The following is an 18,447-nucleotide window of genomic DNA, read 5'->3' as shown; positions in this document are numbered from 1 at the left end:
TAAATAAATTCTTGAGCGTTTTTAATTGAGGTATTAATTCGTCGGTTCTTTATCAGTATCAGGAACAGGATCATAACCACTTCCTCCCCAGGGGTGACAACTAAAAATTCTTTTTATCGATAACATTCCTCCCTTAAACAATCCATGTTTTTGTAATGCTTCAACTGTATAGTGAGAGCAGGTGGGTTGATAACGACATGTAGCCGGGGTTAATGGCGAAATCAAGTTCTGATATAGCTTTACCAAAATGATAAATGGAAATATGAGAATTTGTTTTATGGTGGTTTTGAGAGCCAAAATAGTTTAGTTTAATGAAAAACTAGTGCCTTCTCTACCATCCTTAAGTTGGATACCAATTTCTAAAAGTTCATCCCTGATTTTATCGCTGGTAGCGAAATCCTTATTTGCTCTAGCTTCAGTTCGAAGCTTAATTAACAACTCAACCGTTCCTGAAAGTTTATCACTAATATCAGAAGAAGTTTCATTTATGTTTACCAGTCCCAATACATCAAAAACAAAACCGTGAATCGTTTGTTTAAGAATTTCAAGATCTGCTGCAGATATTTTAGCTTTTTGCTCTTTAACTGTATTGATAAATTTTACAGCATCAAATAATTTTGCAATCAGAATAGGGCTGTTAAAATCGTCATTCATTGCATCATAACAAGCTGTTCTCCATAATTGAACATCAAACCCTTCAGTGATTTGATCTGCTGGTAATGATTTAATAGTTTGGATAGCGTCCATTAGTCTGTAAAACCCTTTTTCTGAGGCTTCAAGGGCATCATTAGAGAAGTCTAAAATACTTCTATAGTGTGCTTGAAGCATAAAGAAGCGTACAACAGTAGCTTCAAAAGCCTTATTGAGAATAGTGTTGTTACCAGAGAATAATTCTTCAGGAGATATGGTATTTCCTGTCGATTTAGACATTTTTTTACCGTTAAGAGTAAGCATATTTGCATGCATCCAGTAATTTACTGGTGTTTGTCCACATGCAGCTTCTCCTTGAGCAATTTCACATTCATGATGAGGGAATTTTAAATCCATTCCGCCGCCATGAATGTCGAATCGTTCGCCAAGATATTTTGTGCTCATTACAGTACACTCTAAATGCCATCCAGGAAAACCATCACTCCACGGTGAAGGCCATCTCATTATATGTTGAGGTTCTGCTCTTTTCCATAATGCAAAATCCTGAGGGTTTTTCTTGTCACTTTGAGCAGATAACTCTCTTGTATTTGCAATCATGTCCTCAAGGTTTCTGCCGCTTAATTTTCCGTAATGATTAGTTTCATTAAACTTTTGTACATCAAAATATATAGAGCCATTAGACTCATAAGCAAAACCATTATCGATTATGGTTTTAATGATTTCAATTTGTTCAACAATATGACCTGTCGCGGTTGGTTCTATACTTGGCGGAATCGAATTAAATTTTGACATTACTTGATGAAAATCCAAAGTGTATCGCTGTACAATTTCCATAGGTTCTAGCTGCTCGAGTCTAGCTTTTTTAGCTACTTTGTCCTCCCCTTCATCTGCATCGTTTTCGAGGTGTCCGGCATCTGTTATGTTTCTTACATAACGAACTTTATAATCCAGATGTTTTAAATATCTGAATACTAAATCAAATGAAATAAATGTACGGCAGTTTCCTAAATGTACATTGCTATAAACTGTAGGGCCACATACGTACATGCCAATATTACCTTCTGTAATAGGTGTAAATATTTCTTTCTGACCCGAAATAGAATTGTAAATTTTTAATTCCTCATTTTTATACAACGGACTTGCTGCCATAATTTTTATGAATGCTTGTGATTTATGATGAAAATAAAATTAAAAGGTAGTATCTAACTTAATGTAGTCTAAAAATTCTCTTCTTACAGAGTCTTCTTTAAATTTACCGCCAAATTCACTGGTTACTGTGCTGCTTTCGATATCTCTGATCCCTCGCGAGTTTACACATAAGTGTTTTGCATCAATTACACATGCAACATCTTTTGTTCCCAAAACGACCTGAAGATCCTGAACAATTTGCATAGTCATACGTTCTTGTACTTGTGGTCTTTTGGCATAATAATCTACAATACGGTTCATTTTGGATAACCCAACTACAGTGCCATTAGAAATATAAGCTACATGCGCACGACCTACAATGGGTAATAAGTGATGTTCACAAGTAGAATATACTGTAATATTTTTCTCTACTAACATTTCACCATATTTATAATGGTTTTTAAATGTAGAAGCATCGGGCTTGCGTTGTGGATGTAGTCCAGAAAAAATTTCATTTACAAACATCTTAGCAACACGTTGCGGTGTACCTTTAAGACTGTCATCTGTTAAGTCTAATCCTAGAGTTTCTAAAATATGTTTAACATCTTCTTTAATCAAAGCAATTTTTTCATTATCACTAAGTTTAAAGGCATCTTCTCTAAGAGGATTGGTAGCGCTAGTAGCTACATGATTATCACCTAGCGCTTCAATAGCTTCAAGGGCCTTGTCAATTTTCACACTTCAAAATTTTATAATTCATTAAAATCCAACCAAAAAAATAATAAAGTGTAATGAATTTTTTTTAAACATTTCTTACTTTATTATCTTTTCGAACATAAATAGAGAAGTATTGTATAATGCGCTCTATAATGTGGGATGCAAAGATACGATTTTGTTGTTTTACTTGGTAAAAGGTATGTTAAACAATTATAGATGTTAGGTTTTTTGGAGAAGTTCTGTATATTTAAGTCCCAAATTGAACTGTAACACACGAAAAAACTAGTTTTAACGTTATATGAAAATGGCAAAAGTATTACCTCAAATTTCATTACTTTTTATACTCCTGTTTTTCAAAGGCACTTTTTCTTATGCCCAGGATTTTGATGTGGCTTGTAGATTAGCCCAACCTTTTTGCTCTGATGCTTCTAGAGAGCTTACATTTCCTAATACTGTTGGGGATATGGATGGCTTAGGAGAAGTAGGGTGTTTAAATACAACCCCTAATCCTGCTTGGTACTTTCTTCGTATTGATGAATCAGGAAATTTAGTTTTTGATGTTCAACAATGGGTAGATGGTAACGATAATAGTAATTTAGATAGAGGAGAAAGACAGCTTGATGTTGATTTTATCGCATGGGGTCCATTTCCAACTTCTTTTATAGTAGATTGTGAAGATCTTTCTCGAGGATGTGATACCGTTGGCGATGATTCGCCCCGCCCCGCTGAGTGTGTAAATAATGTTGATGATCCTGATTATTATTTAAATAACCTTGATAATACTAATATAATAGATTGTAGTTATGCAAGGACGCCAGAAGATGATACATTCATTGAGACGCTTACCATACCTAATGCCCAGACAGGTGAATATTATATAATTTTGATTACTAATTTTGCAGATGAAGCAGGTGTAATACAGCTTCAGCAAACTAATCTTGATGAATCAGATGCGGGAACAACAGATTGTAGTATTTTAGATCCTGGTGTTGGGCCTGATATTGCAACATGTGGAGAGTTTCCTGTTACAATTGAAGGGAGATTCCCAGGAGCAATAAGTTATAGATGGTTTAGTGATGCAGTAGGTTCTACTAATTTTACAACGGCTGTACCAGACCCTGAAGGGATGTTTCCATTTTTAGAGGTGAATGCTCCGGGTGCTTATCAATTGATTGGGTATTCAGATGCTGCTAGGACAGTTGAGGTTGGCAGAGATGATTTGGTGGTGTTGGATGTTTCTAACGCAGTAGTGTCAGTTGGATATAGTATTGCTGAAGAGTCTTTTGCCGGGAGTTATACAATAACAGCAGAGGTAGAAGCTACTCCAGAGGTTGAAAATGCAGGTTTTGAAGATTTTGAATATAGACTAGATCGCGATCTAGGAAATGGTTTTATAGAATATAGACCTTTTCAGTCGTCTCCTGTATTCGCTAATGTTCCTCCAGGGGATTATTTTGTGACAGCGCGATATGCAAATTGTCCTGACAGTGAAGAGAGATCAGAAGTTATTATGATTTTGGGATATCCTAAGTATTTTACTCCAAATGGGGATGGTTTTCATGATACCTGGAGTCTTATTAATATAGAGAATCAACCCACAGCACAGATTTATATATTTGACCGCTATGGTAAGTTGTTGAAGCAGCTTAGAGCAGGAGGTCCAGGATGGGATGGTACATATAATGGTAGAAACATGCCTTCTTCAGATTATTGGTTTAGAGTTGAGTTTAATGAACCTAGGGATCCAAATATGAGGAGAAGAGTTTTTGCAGGTAATTTTTCCTTAATACGATAAGTAGATATATAATTATAAATAAAAAATAGCTGGAAGATGATTTCTCCCAGCTATTTTTTATTTATACTAATGCTTTACTTTAAAAGTTTACACCAAGAGTAAAAGTCAGGCTATCAACGTAAGTGTCAATAACTGCGAAATTTGTAAAAGCAGAGTTAGGGTAAAATTGTTCTTCTCGTTCTTGTTGAGTGTAGTCATATGCTACATCGAATTTGAATTTTCCAAAATCATATCCAGCTCCTATAGAGAACCCTGTTCTATCTCCCATGATAAGTTCGTCTTTATACGGACTTTGTTCAAAACTATATCCTCCTCTAAAACTCCATCTGTCATATTTCCATTCTGTACCAATTCTGATTGTTGAAGAACCTTGTAGACTATTTTCGATTTCTTGATTAAGATTTGCAAAATTTCCTCCTTCATCAGAGCTAAGTTGTGTTGTAGAGTAGTCTTTATACGAATAATCTAAACTTATTAATCCTTGTTGTTCGAATAAAAAGGCGATGCTTCCCGTGGCTTTTGCAGGAGTACGCAGTTTGTATTCTGGGAAAATGTTAATTACATTAGGATTTACAATAGCTCTTCCATCGGTGTCACTTAAAGTTTCTAATCGCTGTGTAGTTTCTTCTTCTATATAATACCATGTGGGAGACTCAAAAGATGCTCCTACTCGAATCATTTTGGATAGTTTAGCTATTCCTCCAATTTGAGCAGAAAAGCCAGCTCCAATGGTAGATAATCTGTTTGTAAATATGATTTCATTTACATTGCTCCCTGTATTGTTATTGCCTTCAAAAAACTCGGTTACCCGGTCAAAGTTAATGAAGTGAGAGTTAAGATTGATTCCGATATAAAGATTTTGATTTATTTGCGCTCCTCCGTTTAAAGAGAATTTTCCGTTTAAACCTGTGCTTTCATAAAAATATTCCTGATCAAAAACACCTGGAGCAACATTTGAAAAATAGGTGGTGTTATTGGGATCATTAACGTCATTGGCTTCTATAACAAAAGCTTCGCGACCTAGGAAAGCTTGCTGGGCGCTATAGCCTTCATTTTCTCCAAGAAAGCTGTAAAGATCACCTACTGTTTCTCTAGATCTTCTGGAGATCAAACCTTGTGGGATACCTTGGGCTTCAGAAAGAAAAAAGGTGTCAATAGAATTTGTGCTTCTACCTGATACAAAAAATTCATTTGCATTGTCAGAGGTTTGGTCATATACGATACCCAGTGATAATTTGTTAATTCCAGAAGTATTATTGTTGTTGTTATAAACGAATACAGCACCAACTTGATTAAAATTTACGTTATTGGTATTCGTAGAATTGAAAGTGTTAAAATAGAATGCGTCGTTACTAATTCGATTTGTTGAAAGGGTGACAGATCCATAAGAGTTTAAGAAAACTGCAGACCCAGCGGGATTAACCTGTAATGCTGATAAATCTCCACCTAATGCACCAAATGCACCACTCATCCCTCTAAATCGGGCAGTTCCTAAAATATCTTGCTGAGAATACCGTAGCGCATCGGTTATGTCCTGAGCGTTCAAAAAAGGCATAGATAGTATACCTATACATAAGAATAGCTTTTTCATTCGTTATTTTAATTATGAATTACAGAATATCTTAAATAAGGATAAGAAATTAATAATAAAAAAGTTAGATGAAAGTCCTTAGTTTCTTCCACGGCCTCTACTTCCTCCTCGGCTACCACTACTTCTTGATCTGCTACCTCCTGATCTAGAGTATCCACTACTTCTTGAGGAGCTTCCTCTTGAGTATCCAGAACTTCTGCTTCTAGAAGAAGAACTACGTGATGATGGTGAATAACCACTACTTCTTGTTCTTGATGTAGGGCTAGAATATCTTCTGGTGCCAGTACTGCTTCTGCCTACCGAAGAAGATCTAGAGCGAGAAGAATAATTGTTGTTTGAGGATCTGTTGTAATAGTTGCCTGATGAAGATCGAGTTCTTCTCGAGGCATTTACTCGTCTATTAGAATAGCCTTGCCTGTTAGAATAACCTTGTCTGCTTCTAGTGTTGTAGCCCGAAGAATTTCTCGTTCTTGTACTATATCTCGAACTGTAGCCTCTGCGGCTTCTTGTAGAATAGGCGTATGAGTTTCTTGATCCTATATTATAAGATGCATATCGGTTTCCTCTTCCATAATAACCTCGGTATCCGCGATTATAGTAACCTCCATATCCACGTCCGTAAAAGCCTCTACCATACCAAGGGCGTCCCCATCCCCATCCAATTCCCCATCCAGGGCCATTCCAACCCCATCCGGCGTTCCAACCCCATCCAGCATTCCATCCATTCCAACCCCATCCGGCATTCCATCCATTCCATCCCCATCCAGGACCCCAGTTATTCCAACCGGTATTGTATAGGTTAACGCTAATTTCTGTAGGGTTACTTCCCCATGCAGGTTGCCCGGCTTCATAACCTAGAGCAGTTGTAGCGGTAGTATCTGCGACATTATACCCTTCGCTAGAATAAGAATCTACATCTGTAAAAATAGCATCTTGTTCAATAGCCTCATCGATCAATGCTGATTTTTCTGAGAAGTAGCTAGAATAATAATTGGATTTTTTATCTGTATTACGCGGTTGAGTCTCTACATTTCTTTGGCCTCCTGTTTCTCCATAGACTCCATCTCTATAAGGTACGTACTCATATGAACCACAAGACGTCAACATAAATAAAGTGCTTAAAAGTAAAAACCCTATTGCACCGTTTCTCTGAAAATAATTTTTAAGTCGCATATCTTCTTATTTTATTGTTGAACATTACAAATTTAGTTAGTTTTGCGCTAATTAAATTATATTTAACAAAGCCACAACATTTGTGCCAAATAGAGGTTTATGGGTAAGAATTTAACAAAACGTAGCGAAGATTATTCAAAATGGTATAACGAATTAGTCGTCAAGGCTGATTTAGCCGAGAATTCGGCTGTAAGAGGTTGTATGGTAATTAAGCCATATGGATATGCTATTTGGGAAAAAATGCAGGCAGAATTGGATAAAAAATTTAAGGAAACAGGGCATCAAAATGCATATTTTCCATTATTTGTTCCAAAAAGTCTATTTGAAGCAGAAGAAAAAAATGCAGAAGGATTTGCAAAAGAGTGTGCTGTGGTTACTCATTATAGGTTAAAAACAGATCCTGAAGATGCTTCTAAATTAATTGTAGATCCAAAGGCAAAATTAGAAGAAGAGCTGATTGTTCGTCCAACCTCAGAAGCTATTATCTGGAATACATATAAAGGATGGATTCAATCGTATAGAGATTTGCCATTACTAATTAATCAATGGGCTAATGTAGTGCGTTGGGAGATGCGTACACGATTGTTTTTAAGGACAGCAGAGTTTTTATGGCAAGAAGGACATACAGCGCATGAAACCAGAGTAGAAGCAATTGCTGAGACTGAGCAAATGAATAATGTGTATGCTGATTTTGTAGAGGAGTTTATGGCTATTCCTGTTATTAAAGGGAGAAAAACTGAAAGTGAGCGTTTTGCAGGGGCTGAGGACACATATTGTATCGAAGCATTGATGCAAGATGGTAAAGCTCTACAAGCGGGTACTTCACATTTTTTGGGACAGAATTTTGCTAAAGCTTTTGATGTAAAATTTACATCAAAGGAGGGTAAAATGGATTATGTTTGGGCTACTTCTTGGGGTGTTTCTACACGTCTGATGGGGGCTTTGATAATGACTCATAGTGATGATAATGGTCTGGTCTTACCTCCAAATCTAGCTCCAATTCAGGTGGTAATTGTTCCGATCTATAAAGGAGAAGAGCAATTAGCTCAAATTTCTGAAGTAGCTAATGACTTAGTTTTAGATTTAAGATCTAAAGGAATTTCGGTAAAATTTGATAATAGAGATACTCATAGGCCAGGAGCTAAGTTTGCTCAATACGAATTACAAGGAGTGCCTTTACGGATTGCTATTGGACCAAAAGATTTAGAAAAAGGAACAGTAGAACTTGCTCGTCGTGATACATTTACGAAGCAATTCGTAGCAAAAGATGAGGTGGTAACTACTATAGAATCTTTATTAGTAGAAATTCAGGAAAGTTTACATCAGAAAGCAACTCAATTTAGAGATGATCATATTACCGAAGTGAATTCTTTCGATGAATTTAAAGATGTAATAGAACATAAGGGAGGATTTATTTCTGCTCATTGGGATGGGACTGAAGAAACAGAACAAAAGATAAAAGAGCTAACAAAGGCTACTATACGTTGTATTCCTTTTGATGTAAAAGCAGAAGATGGGCAATGTGTTTATAGCGGTAAGCCTTCTAAAAACCGTGTATTATTTGCTAAGGCATATTAAGTTTTAGAAAAAAATAAAATAACACTTGTGGCATTGAAAAATAGTTGTATTTTTGCATCCGCAATTAGACAACATGGCCCGTTCGTCTATCGGCTAGGACGCCAGGTTTTCATCCTGGTAAGAGGGGTTCGATTCCCCTACGGGCTACGAATATTGAAATTAATTGCAGATTTAAAGTGAAAGCTATAAATTTGCAATCCTTGAAAAAGGAAAATGGCCCGTTCGTCTATCGGCTAGGACGCCAGGTTTTCATCCTGGTAAGAGGGGTTCGATTCCCCTACGGGCTACGAATGATATAGTAAAGAAATTTAATAGAAGAGAGATGGCAAATCATAAGTCAGCATTAAAAAGAATTAGAAGTAACGAGACAAAGCGTCTTAGAAACAGATATCAGCATAAAACAACTCGTAATGCTATCAAAAAATTACGTGAGTCTGATAAGAAAGAAGCAGAAACTTTGTTTCCAACAGTAGTTTCTATGCTTGACAAGTTAGCTAAGAATAATGTTATTCATAAGAATAAAGCTGCTAACTTAAAATCGCAATTAGCAAAACACGTAGCTGCACTATAATTATATAGTTCTTTACGTTTTATAATATAATGAGCTTTTCCATATTATGGAAAAGCTTTTTTGTTTTGCATTTGACATGAAGCAGTTCAAAAGTTAGTGGAGTTTTGTGCAGGAGTCCTTTCTAGATAGTTTTATTCTGTTTTTAGTCAAGGGGTTTAATTCTTTGATCATCTGATAAGGGAGGGTTTTTTGATTGTAGTTTTCTTCAGATAATTATAAACTTCATTTGTTTTTTGCTTTCTATTGATTTATGAAAATGATTTAAGTTTGTTTAGGGGTTTGTATTTAGATGGCGTGGGGTGCTACATATTTCTTTTATTTATTTTTTTCTTCAATCCATCGAGACATAAATTCTGTACTTCTTAGTGTGTGGTAATGTAGCATTGTTCCTATAAAGTTTTGTGTTCTATGCTCTTTTAGGTTGTTTTGGATGTTTTTTATTTCGTTTAAAATATTTTGAGAAAACATATTTTTTTGAAATCTGGTATTTATAATTTCTATTCCATTCTGTTGAGATTGTGTCCAAAGATTGGGTGTAGAATATAGTTTTATGGCTGCTTGAGCAAATTTTTTTGGATCATTTGTAATAAAGCCGTTCCAGTCTGATTCTTCGTTTAACATTCCTTCTGCTCCAATACTTGTCGTTATGCTAGGTGTGCCGCATGACATTGATTCTGTAAGTTTGCCTTTTATTCCGGCTCCAAATCGCAATGGGGCAAGACATACGCGTGCGTTTTGTAGTACTTCTGTGGAGTTTTTTGCCCATCCTTTGATATGAAATCTGTCTTTTGGATTATGAAGCTGCGTGGCTTTAGGGGGAGGGTATGATCCGTAGATATGTAATTCAGCCTCTGGGAGTTCTTCTTTAATTAACGGCCAGATGGTTTCTTTAAGGAATAAAATACTATTCCAGTTAGGTTCATGTCTAAAATTTCCAATAGTAATAAAATGCTTGCGATTTTTGTAATCTGGCCAGTTGTTTTTGGTCTCTATTGTAATAGGATCCAGTAAAAAAGGTAAATAGTGCAGTAATTTTTGATCTATTTTGAAATTTTCTTTAAGAAGTTTAACTTCATAGTCTGAAATTATTAGTGAGAGGTCGCATCGGTAAATACTTGCTATTTCTCTTTTTGTATAGTCGTTGTTTAGAAGATCTTCGATCTCAAATTTTCTTTTATTTTTAAAACATTCTTGTCTCGTTTTTCTAAGAGAATGTAAATCTTCGGTATTTAGTATTCTTAATGCGTTGGGGCAATGTTGAGCTACCCTCCATCCGAACTGTTCTTCTATCATAAATCGATCAAACACAACTATTGTTGGTTGTGTTTTTTTGATAAAATGGTCAAAACTGGGATTATTTATTTCGATAGTTACTTTGGAGATATTTGGATGATTAAAATTAGCCGTGTGATTAGTTTCTACGGCTGGGCAAGCAAAAGTAACTTTCCAGTTTTGTGAAGTGAATAATGCTATTAATTGCAACATTCGACTTCCTGCTGCAGAAGAGTTGGGTTCTGGCCAGACAAAGCCTATGATGAGGATATGATTCATTTTATGCTCGATTTGTAAAAGACTCAATTGTATTTAATCAAAAAGACCTCAGTAAAAACTGAGGCCTTTTATTATGTGACATTCGGAATTCTTTTCAATTATAGTTTAGCAAAAAGAGCTTCCATTTTTTCCTTTTCTTCTCTAGCTAATTCTTGATCAACTAAAATTCTACCACTATGCTCGTCGGTAATAATTTTCTTACGAGAAGCTATTTCCATTTGTACTTGTGGTGGAATAGTAAAAAACGATCCTCCAGAAGCTCCACGTTCTATGGCTACTACTGCTAGTCCATTCTTTACATTTTTTCTGATTCTTTTATAAGCTGCAATCAAACGATCTTCGATATCCTTTTGGTAATCTTCAGATTTAGCTATTAATGATTGTTCTTCTTTCTCAGTTTCTGCTAAGATAGCATCTAGTTCACCTTTTTTGTGATTAAGATGCTCGTTACGTTCTGCAAGCTTCCCCTTAGTCTGATCGATGATCTCGTTTTTCTGAACAATCTGTGCTTTATGCTCTTTAATGTGCTTTTCTGCTAATTGAATTTCTAATTCTTGAAATTCAACCTCTTTACTAAGAGAGTTATATTCGCGATTATTACGAACATTTTTTTGCTGTTCTCCGTATTTTTTGATTAGAGATTTAGCTTCCTCTATTAGGTTCTTTTTGTTCTTGATACCTTCGTCGATAGTGTCAAGATCGTTATTTAGCTTTTCTAATCTTTTGTTTAATCCGGCTACTTCATCTTCAAGATCTTCAACCTCTAAAGGTAATTCTCCCCGCACGTTTCTGATCTCATCAACTCTAGAGTCAATTAATTGCAAGTCATATAAAGCTCTTAATTTTTGCTCAACAGTAACTTCTTTCTTTGCCATATTTTATATGTATTGAATGGGATTGGTGTTTTTATCCGATAAAATGATGGCAAAATTACTGATTTTTTTTCTAAGATAGCTAACAATTAGGTTTTTTGTGTATTGTTCGCTTTCATAGTGCCCAATATCGGCTAATATAAGTTTTCCTTCTGCCTCGTAAAACTGGTGGTATTTTAGATCTGAAGTAATAAAAATATCTGCCCCGGCTCTTTGCGCGTTTGTTATGGCAAAACTACCACTACCGCCCAGAACAGCTACTTTTTTGATAGGTTTGTTACCGAGTGCAGAATGTTTTACACAACCTGTCTTAAATACTTTTTTAATGTGTTTGAGAAATTCTAATTCATCATAAGCTTCAGGAAGTTCACCAATCATACCCATCCCGATATTTTGATTTTTATTTTCTAGAGTAGTGATTTCATACGCTACTTCTTCATAAGAGTGATTTTCAAATAGGGCTTTTAGGATCTTGCTTTCGCAATGTTTGGGGTAAGTAACCTGAATTTGAATTTCTTTTTCATGATGAATTTTTCCTGTTTCTCCAATAGAAGGGTTTGCATTTTCTAAGGCTCTAAAAGTTCCTGTTCCCTCTGATGAAAAACTACAATTATCATAATTACCTATTGATCCTGCTCCGGCTTCAAAAAGTTTAGTGCGTAGTGTTTCAGCTTCAGCTATAGGAGCAAAAGTCATTAGTTTTTTAATATTTCCGCTTTGCGGAATCAGAATTTTACGATTTATCAGCCCTAGCTGTTCGCACATCATATCGTTTACACCATATAATGCATTGTCTAAAGCAGTGTGCATAGAAAAAATGGCTATATCATTTTTAATAGCCTTAATTACTACACGTTCTACATAATTATTTCCATTGAATTTTTTAATGCCTTTAAAAACAATTGGGTGGAAACTTACAATTAGATTGCAGTTATTTTCTATGGCTTCATCTACTATAGTTTCAAGAGTATCTAAAGTAACTAATACCCCAGTTACTATAGTTTCTGGATTGCCGACCAGTAATCCAACATTGTCGAAATCTTCTGCATATGCTAAGGGTGCCATAGCTTCTAGATGTTGGGTAACTTCTTTTATTTGCATTATGGTATATTTTTTTGATTAAATTGTGCTAATTGAGGTTTTAAAAGCTTATTAAAGTAATAAAAATTGAATGTAAAAAAACTTTTCTCAATAATCAAAGTTTCGTTTTATACTTTTGTTTGCTGAGTATGGATTAAAAAAATTAACCGTGTGAACTTATTGCGTAAGATACTTTTACCAATTGTCCCTTTTTATTACTTCGTTACGTGGTTGCGGAATAAAATGTATGATGTTGGAATAAAGAAATCTAATACTTATCGTTTTCCTATTATTGCAGTGGGAAATCTTAGTGTAGGGGGAACTGGTAAATCCCCTATGATTGAATATTTAATTAGGTTACTAAATGAAAAAAAACGTTTAGCGACGTTAAGCCGGGGTTACAAAAGAAATACTAAAGGTTTTAGAGTGGTTACTACTTCTGCTACTGCAAAAGCGGTAGGTGATGAACCTCTTCAGTTTAAGAAAAAATTTACTGATGTTATAGTTGCAGTAGATGCTGATCGACGTAATGGTATAGCTAATTTGCGATCATTAAATCCCAGACCAGAAGTGATCTTATTGGATGATGCGTATCAACATCGAAAAGTGAAAGCGGGTTTTTATATTCTACTCACTGCATATTATAACTTGTATTGCGATGATATTGTTTTGCCAACAGGAAACTTAAGAGAATCAAGAAAAGGAGCTAATAGGGCAAATATTATTGTAGTTACCAAATGTCCTGAGAACCTATCTTTAAAAAAAAGGGAGGAAATCGCAAGCAAATTGGCTTTGAAACCTGATCAATTCTTGTTTTTTACTTCTATTGCCTATGGTAAGGATGTTGTGAATATGTCAGAAACCAAATCAATACATTCTATAAAAAATCAGCCATTTACATTAGTTACCGGTATCGCAAATCCGATGCCTCTAATCGATTATTACACCTCTTTAGGGCTAGAGTTTAAACATATTAATTTCCCAGACCACCATAGTTTTACAGATAAAGAATTAGATGAATTAAGAACTCATGAATTTATTATAACTACAGAAAAAGATTATGTGAGGTTATCTTCTCATATATCTGAAGATAAATTGTGGTATCAACCTATAGAGGTCAGTTTTATTCAAGATGCTAATGTATTTGATGATAAATTGCTGGAGTATATAAAAAGAGACTTTAGTTAAAGTCTCTTTTTATTATATGTGTATGGCTAACTCAAATACTTATCCGTAATAAGATAAGTTTTGTTAAGCTTTTATCAAAAGCTATGCCAGTTTAGGCTGTTGTTTGATTTTTTACAAAAGCTTTATGGAGTTTAGTGAAAAACTCCTCGGTCTTATAAGGTTTAGGTATGATGTCATTAAAACCGTTATCATAGAATTCATCTAGATTATCGTCAAGAGTAACTGCTGTTAATGCAATTATTGGTATTTCTTTATTAAATTCTCTAATTTGTTTAGTGGCTTCAATTCCGCTAATTCCTGGCATATGAATATCCATAAGAATCAAATCGAAAGTATTTTCTTTGACTTTATTAACGGCAATGTCACCATTATCAGCAACATCACACTTTATTTTATTTTTTTCTAATATTTTTCTGGTAATCAGTTGATTGATCTTATTATCTTCTACAACAAGAATTCGTTTGTCTATTAGGATGTTATAATCTATTCTTTTAGCTTCTTCAGCATAATTAGGGCTTTTATCTTCAAAAATTTCGAATTCAAGGTTAAATAAAAACTTGGATCCTTTTCCTAATTTACTTTCTAATTTGATTTCACTATTCATTAAGGATAGAAGATTTTTTACGATAGAGAGTCCTAATCCTGTTCCGCCAAATTTTCTATTTATCTGAACAGAGCCTTGTGTGAAATTTTCAAATATACTTTGTTGCTTCTTTTCAGAAATCCCCACTCCATTATCTTCAATTTCAAAATTGAGAAGTACTTTGTTTTCGGATTTGCTAATTGGTTTTACCCGTATCCAGATATCTCCTTTTTGGGTAAATTTTATAGAATTACCAATAAGATTGATTAAGATTTGAGATATTTTTAATGGGTCTCCTTTTAGTTTAGAAGGTATAGATTCATCAAATTCATAATGAAGTTTATTATTTCTATCATTAGCAGATTTTCCTAAAGCAATTAATACGTCATTTATTCTTTTCTTTAAATTAAATGATGTGTTTTCTATTTCTACTTTATTGGCTTCTAGTTTATTTAGATCTAGTATGTTGTTTATAAGTGATAGTAGGTATTCGCCAGAAAACTTAAGGGAATTAAGATGTTCTTTCTGGTTAGGTGTAGGACTTTCCTCAAGAAGTAAATGAGTTAATCCAGTAACAGCATATAATGGTGTTCTTAGTTCATGAGTTATTGTGGAGAGAAATTGAACTTTAGCTTCACTAGCTCTTTCTGCATTTTCTTTGGCTAGTATAAGTTCTGTATTTTTATTTTGCAATAGCTCATTAGCTCTGGCTCTCAAGTTATTGTTTTTATAAAGAGAAAGTGTCAGTAAAGAGAGTATTGTAATAAGTGCAATACTCAGGATGGTGGTTAAGCGTCCAAGTTTTAAAGATTTTTGTTGTTGGATGTTTTCTTCAGTTAATTCTTCAATAAGGACATTGTTTTCATTTAAATTTAATTTTGCACCTGCTTCCTGAACTATAATTTCTTTATTTGTATTAAATAAAGAGTCTTTGATTTTTTGATGAGTTCTTAGGTTTTGTAAAGAAGTTAAATAATCCTCTTTTTTATCGTAAATATCACTATATAGTTTATAGCATTCTGATCTAATTACAGCATAACCCATCTTTTTTCCTATTTGCATAGAAAGATCGTTAGACTCTTTGGCTTCATCATATTGCTCTAGAGATAATTGGGCTTTAGCTTTGTTTATATATAGTTTTGCTTTATTATAAAATTGATTTAAAGAGGTGATTTTTGGAAGACCTTTATTGAAGTATTGTATTGCTATTTCTGGCTGTCCTTGCTCCAGAGACAAAATACCAAGATTTAGATTGATGAATCCTTCTTCATCTTCATTATGATTATTTTTGGTAAATGCAAGAGCCTTCTTTAATACATCTTCAGCGGTTTTATAGTCTTTTGTTTGTGTTGCAATAGAACCATAAAGTGCATATGAGCAAGTTAACATCACCTTGTCATTATCTTCTTTTTGAATTTTAATTGCGTCAAGGACTTGTTCTTCTGCTTTTTTTAAATCCCCTAGTTGACTATATAATTTTGCCAGGACTAAGCTCGTTTTTGCTTGATAGCTTCTGTCTTGATCATCCATAGCTATTTCTTTTGCCAAAGAAATATTAAATAGAGCTTGTTTTAATTGAGCTTGATCAATAGACCTGTAAGCATTGAGTAAATAATTGTCAATAGAATCCTTTATCTGAATGTTTTCTTCAAATTCACTTGTTTGTGAATAGCTGAAAAAACAACAAATAAGTAAAATTTTTATTATAAAATATCTGATTTGGGTTGGCATTTTTCCTCTGAAATATCTCAACTAAGATAGTTATTTCTTACAAATGTTAATAATTAAATCAATTATTCTACTGCTATAGCCGATTTCATTATCATACCAACCAATAATTTTTACCATTTTTCCTATAACAGATGTCATCAACGAATCAAAGATACAGGAGTGAGGATTACCTATAATATCAACAGATACGATTGGGTCTTCTGTGTATGAAAGAATTCCTTTTAAATATGTGTTTGATGCTTTTTTAAACTCTTCGTTAATTTCTTGAATAGATGTTTCTTTTTTTACATTAAAAGTAATGTCTGTAAGGGATCCGTTGGGGACAGGAACACGAATACCACATCCACCAATAACACTACTCAATTCAGGAAAAATTTTTGTTAAAGCTTTTGCGGCTCCCGTTGTTGTAGGAACAATGGATTGGCTGGCAGCTCTAGCTCTTCTTAAGTCTCTATGAGGTTGATCATGTAAACTTTGATCTGTTGTGTAACTATGAATAGTAGTGATGTAAGCTTGTTCTATTCCGCATAAGTCATTAACGACCTTAATCATTGGTGCTGCATTGTTTGTAGTACAGGAAGCATTTGATATTATGGTTTCTGAGTCATCTATAACTTCCTCATTTACACCTAAAACAACAGTTTTAATACTATCTTCTATAGAAGGTGCAGAAAGAATAACTTTTTTAGCTCCAGCTTTTAGATGCCCTTCTGCTTTATTTTTTGTTTTGAATTTCCCTGTTGCTTCAATGACAATATCTACATCATATTTTTTCCAATTACAATGTGCCGGATCAGTTTCATTAAGTAGTGGTGTAGATTTTCCATCAACAATAATATGATTATCATCATGAGATACCTCAAAAGGTAAAAGTCCATGAATACTATCATATTTTAAAAGATGACTTAATGTCTTTGTATCTGCAAGGTCATTTATAGCTACGACTTCTATGCTTTGGTGATCGATTAATAATCTAAAAAGATTACGACCTATTCTTCCAAATCCGTTGATTGCAATTCTTATAGGTGTATTCATTAAACTCTTACCCTTGATTTAGAATTATGTTAAATGTTTTTGAGCTTTATATGAAGATCTTACCAGGGCGCCACTTTCTACATGTCTAAATCCCATATCTAAGCCTATTTCTTCATATTTTTTAAACTGGTCCGGAGTTATGAATTCTTTTACAGGTAGATGTTTCTTACTTGGCTGTAAATATTGTCCAATAGTCACAATATCCAAATTAACTGATCTTAAATCTGTCAATGTTTGAATAACTTCTTCTTCTTTTTCGCCAAGGCCAAGCATGATTCCACTTTTTGTACGGTCAATTCCATTATCTTTAAGATATTTTAATACCTGAAGGCTTTGTTCATATTTAGCCTGAATACGAACTTCGCGTGTTAGTCTTTTTACAGTTTCCATATTATGAGAAACTACTTCTGGCTTTACAGCGATAATTCTATCTATATTTTTTGTTTTTCCTTGAAAATCCGGAATTAACGTCTCTAATGTTGTTTCTGGATTCATTCTGCGAATGGCTTGGATAGTTTCTGACCAAATAATTGAACCTCCATCAGAAAGATCATCTCTATCTACAGAAGTAACAACGGCATGTTTTATGTTCATTATCTTTATAGACCGAGCTACTTTTTCAGGTTCCTCCCAATCTACAGTTTCGGGTCTTCCTGTCTTTACTCCACAAAAACCACAAGAACGCGTACAAATGTTACCTAAAATCATAAAAGTGGCTGTACCTTCACTCCAGCATTCTCCCATATTAGGGCAACTCCCCGAAGTACAAATCGTGTGTAGGTTATATTTGTCTACTAATCCCCTAAGTTCTGTATATTTTTTTCCGGTAGGAAGTTTAACTCGTAACCATTTTGGTTTTCCTTTAGGAGGTGCTACACTGACAACATCATTATTCATACAAGCAATATTTTTAGCAAAAATACAAAGAAAGCTTAGATTAATAATAAGTTCTTATTAAAGTTGTATTGATATATTGAAATTGTAAAGGCATTAAGAAATAGTAAGATTTAGTATTGTTCTATGATGATCATATCCCTTTCTTAGCGAAAATGATATAAGGATTAAGTTAGGTACACCCGTTGTGCATTTAGTTAATATTAATTTTTAGGTTGTTTATATTTCTGTTGAATTCAAACCTATTGATATATTGAATAATGGTCATTGCTGTGATCTTTGATAAGATTCTATTTTTAAATCCCTCAA

The 18,447-nt window shown here is 34.2% G+C and carries 15 protein-coding genes, 2 tRNA genes and 1 pseudogene; 6 read left to right on the top strand and 12 right to left on the bottom strand.

Annotated features, from left to right (window positions below):
- Nucleotides 1-33 precede the first annotated feature (33 nt).
- From yidD to folE, 3 genes are read right to left on the bottom strand one after another with little or no spacing between them, the layout of a single operon-like run.
- On the bottom strand, nt 34-279 hold the full coding sequence (gene yidD / locus FOF46_RS28070; protein ID WP_167571976.1) for a membrane protein insertion efficiency factor YidD: 246 nt from the start codon (nt 277-279) through the stop codon (nt 34-36).
- Nucleotides 280-303: 24 nt separating this feature from the next.
- Nucleotides 304-1,800, bottom strand: coding sequence for a cysteine--tRNA ligase (gene cysS, locus FOF46_RS28065; RefSeq protein ID WP_143918789.1), 1,497 nt, complete (start codon nt 1,798-1,800; stop codon nt 304-306).
- Nucleotides 1,801-1,839: 39 nt separating this feature from the next.
- Entirely contained in the window at nt 1,840-2,517 is a 678-nt protein-coding gene (gene folE, locus FOF46_RS28060) for a GTP cyclohydrolase I FolE (RefSeq protein ID WP_143918788.1), read from the bottom strand.
- Nucleotides 2,518-2,800: 283 nt separating this feature from the next.
- Here folE and FOF46_RS28055 point away from each other — a divergent pair, with 283 nt between their 5' ends.
- The gene (locus FOF46_RS28055; RefSeq protein WP_167571973.1) at nt 2,801-4,291 is read left to right on the top strand and encodes a T9SS type B sorting domain-containing protein; all 1,491 of its coding nucleotides are present in this window, start codon (nt 2,801-2,803) and stop codon (nt 4,289-4,291) included.
- Between the two features lie 79 nt (nt 4,292-4,370).
- Here FOF46_RS28055 and FOF46_RS28050 read toward each other — a convergent pair whose 3' ends face one another.
- Nucleotides 4,371-5,882 carry an OmpP1/FadL family transporter gene (locus FOF46_RS28050; protein WP_143918786.1) on the bottom strand — a complete coding sequence of 504 codons (1,512 nt, stop codon included), beginning with the start codon at nt 5,880-5,882 and terminating at the stop codon, nt 4,371-4,373.
- A gap of 78 nt (nt 5,883-5,960) precedes the next feature.
- Nucleotides 5,961-7,055, bottom strand: coding sequence for a hypothetical protein (locus FOF46_RS28045; RefSeq protein WP_143918785.1), 1,095 nt, complete (start codon nt 7,053-7,055; stop codon nt 5,961-5,963).
- Between the two features lie 99 nt (nt 7,056-7,154).
- Between FOF46_RS28045 and proS the strand changes: the two genes are divergently transcribed.
- The 4 genes from proS (at nt 7,155) to rpsT (ending at nt 9,204) form a co-directional block, all read left to right on the top strand.
- A complete protein-coding gene (gene proS / locus FOF46_RS28040; RefSeq protein ID WP_143918784.1) occupies nt 7,155-8,633 on the top strand; it encodes a proline--tRNA ligase in 1,479 nt (492 codons plus the stop codon).
- A gap of 75 nt (nt 8,634-8,708) precedes the next feature.
- A tRNA-Glu gene (locus FOF46_RS28035) sits at nt 8,709-8,780 on the top strand.
- A gap of 68 nt (nt 8,781-8,848) precedes the next feature.
- A tRNA-Glu gene (locus FOF46_RS28030) sits at nt 8,849-8,920 on the top strand.
- A gap of 35 nt (nt 8,921-8,955) precedes the next feature.
- Nucleotides 8,956-9,204, top strand: coding sequence for a 30S ribosomal protein S20 (gene rpsT, locus FOF46_RS28025; protein ID WP_024770782.1), 249 nt, complete (start codon nt 8,956-8,958; stop codon nt 9,202-9,204).
- Nucleotides 9,205-9,519: 315 nt separating this feature from the next.
- Here rpsT and FOF46_RS28020 read toward each other — a convergent pair whose 3' ends face one another.
- The 3 genes from FOF46_RS28020 to FOF46_RS28010 form a co-directional block, all read right to left on the bottom strand.
- Nucleotides 9,520-10,755, bottom strand: a complete 1,236-nt coding sequence (locus FOF46_RS28020) for a glycosyltransferase family 4 protein (protein ID WP_143918783.1) — start codon at nt 10,753-10,755, stop codon at nt 9,520-9,522.
- A 98-nt stretch (nt 10,756-10,853) separates the two neighbouring features.
- Nucleotides 10,854-11,630 (bottom strand): zinc ribbon domain-containing protein, encoded by a 777-nt coding sequence (locus FOF46_RS28015; protein WP_109438992.1) that lies wholly within the window; start codon nt 11,628-11,630, stop codon nt 10,854-10,856.
- Nucleotides 11,631-11,633: 3 nt separating this feature from the next.
- Nucleotides 11,634-12,728, bottom strand: a complete 1,095-nt coding sequence (locus FOF46_RS28010) for a Nif3-like dinuclear metal center hexameric protein (protein ID WP_143918782.1) — start codon at nt 12,726-12,728, stop codon at nt 11,634-11,636.
- A 150-nt stretch (nt 12,729-12,878) separates the two neighbouring features.
- Between FOF46_RS28010 and lpxK the strand changes: the two genes are divergently transcribed.
- A complete protein-coding gene (gene lpxK, locus FOF46_RS28005; protein WP_143918781.1) occupies nt 12,879-13,895 on the top strand; it encodes a tetraacyldisaccharide 4'-kinase in 1,017 nt (338 codons plus the stop codon).
- A gap of 91 nt (nt 13,896-13,986) precedes the next feature.
- On the opposite strand, the gene FOF46_RS28000 is transcribed toward lpxK, so the two are convergent.
- The 4 genes and pseudogenes from FOF46_RS28000 to FOF46_RS32790 all read right to left on the bottom strand — a co-directional run.
- Nucleotides 13,987-16,209, bottom strand: a complete 2,223-nt coding sequence (locus FOF46_RS28000) for a response regulator (RefSeq protein WP_143918780.1) — start codon at nt 16,207-16,209, stop codon at nt 13,987-13,989.
- A gap of 30 nt (nt 16,210-16,239) precedes the next feature.
- Nucleotides 16,240-17,244, bottom strand: coding sequence for a type I glyceraldehyde-3-phosphate dehydrogenase (gap, locus tag FOF46_RS27995; protein ID WP_143918779.1), 1,005 nt, complete (start codon nt 17,242-17,244; stop codon nt 16,240-16,242).
- Between the two features lie 24 nt (nt 17,245-17,268).
- Nucleotides 17,269-18,141 (bottom strand): lipoyl synthase, encoded by an 873-nt coding sequence (lipA, locus tag FOF46_RS27990; protein ID WP_143918778.1) that lies wholly within the window; start codon nt 18,139-18,141, stop codon nt 17,269-17,271.
- Nucleotides 18,142-18,331: 190 nt separating this feature from the next.
- Nucleotides 18,332-18,447: pseudogene (locus FOF46_RS32790) on the bottom strand (IS982 family transposase); the annotation flags it as partial.

This window comes from Aquimarina algiphila (genome assembly GCF_007489275.1).
Lineage (GTDB): Bacteria > Bacteroidota > Bacteroidia > Flavobacteriales > Flavobacteriaceae > Aquimarina > Aquimarina algiphila.
The sequence above is the reverse complement of the archived record's forward strand: the minus strand, read 5'-3'. Positions and strand labels throughout refer to the sequence as shown.

Bases quoted from the DNA above. Each gene is read 5' to 3' on its own strand.
- FOF46_RS28015 (WP_109438992.1), bottom strand. From the start codon at position 11,630: ATGGCAAAGAAAGAAGTTACTGTTGAGCAAAAATTAAGAGCTTTATAT.
- FOF46_RS28000 (WP_143918780.1), bottom strand. From the start codon at position 16,209: ATGCCAACCCAAATCAGATATTTTATAATAAAAATTTTACTTATTTGT.
- FOF46_RS28055 (WP_167571973.1), top strand. From the start codon at position 2,801: ATGGCAAAAGTATTACCTCAAATTTCATTACTTTTTATACTCCTGTTT.
- gap (WP_143918779.1), bottom strand. From the start codon at position 17,244: ATGAATACACCTATAAGAATTGCAATCAACGGATTTGGAAGAATAGGT.
- FOF46_RS28050 (WP_143918786.1), bottom strand. From the start codon at position 5,882: ATGAAAAAGCTATTCTTATGTATAGGTATACTATCTATGCCTTTTTTG.
- rpsT (WP_024770782.1), top strand. From the start codon at position 8,956: ATGGCAAATCATAAGTCAGCATTAAAAAGAATTAGAAGTAACGAGACA.
- proS (WP_143918784.1), top strand. From the start codon at position 7,155: ATGGGTAAGAATTTAACAAAACGTAGCGAAGATTATTCAAAATGGTAT.
- FOF46_RS28020 (WP_143918783.1), bottom strand. From the start codon at position 10,755: ATGAATCATATCCTCATCATAGGCTTTGTCTGGCCAGAACCCAACTCT.
- FOF46_RS28010 (WP_143918782.1), bottom strand. From the start codon at position 12,728: ATGCAAATAAAAGAAGTTACCCAACATCTAGAAGCTATGGCACCCTTA.
- cysS (WP_143918789.1), bottom strand. From the start codon at position 1,800: ATGGCAGCAAGTCCGTTGTATAAAAATGAGGAATTAAAAATTTACAAT.
- lipA (WP_143918778.1), bottom strand. From the start codon at position 18,141: ATGAATAATGATGTTGTCAGTGTAGCACCTCCTAAAGGAAAACCAAAA.
- FOF46_RS28045 (WP_143918785.1), bottom strand. From the start codon at position 7,055: ATGCGACTTAAAAATTATTTTCAGAGAAACGGTGCAATAGGGTTTTTA.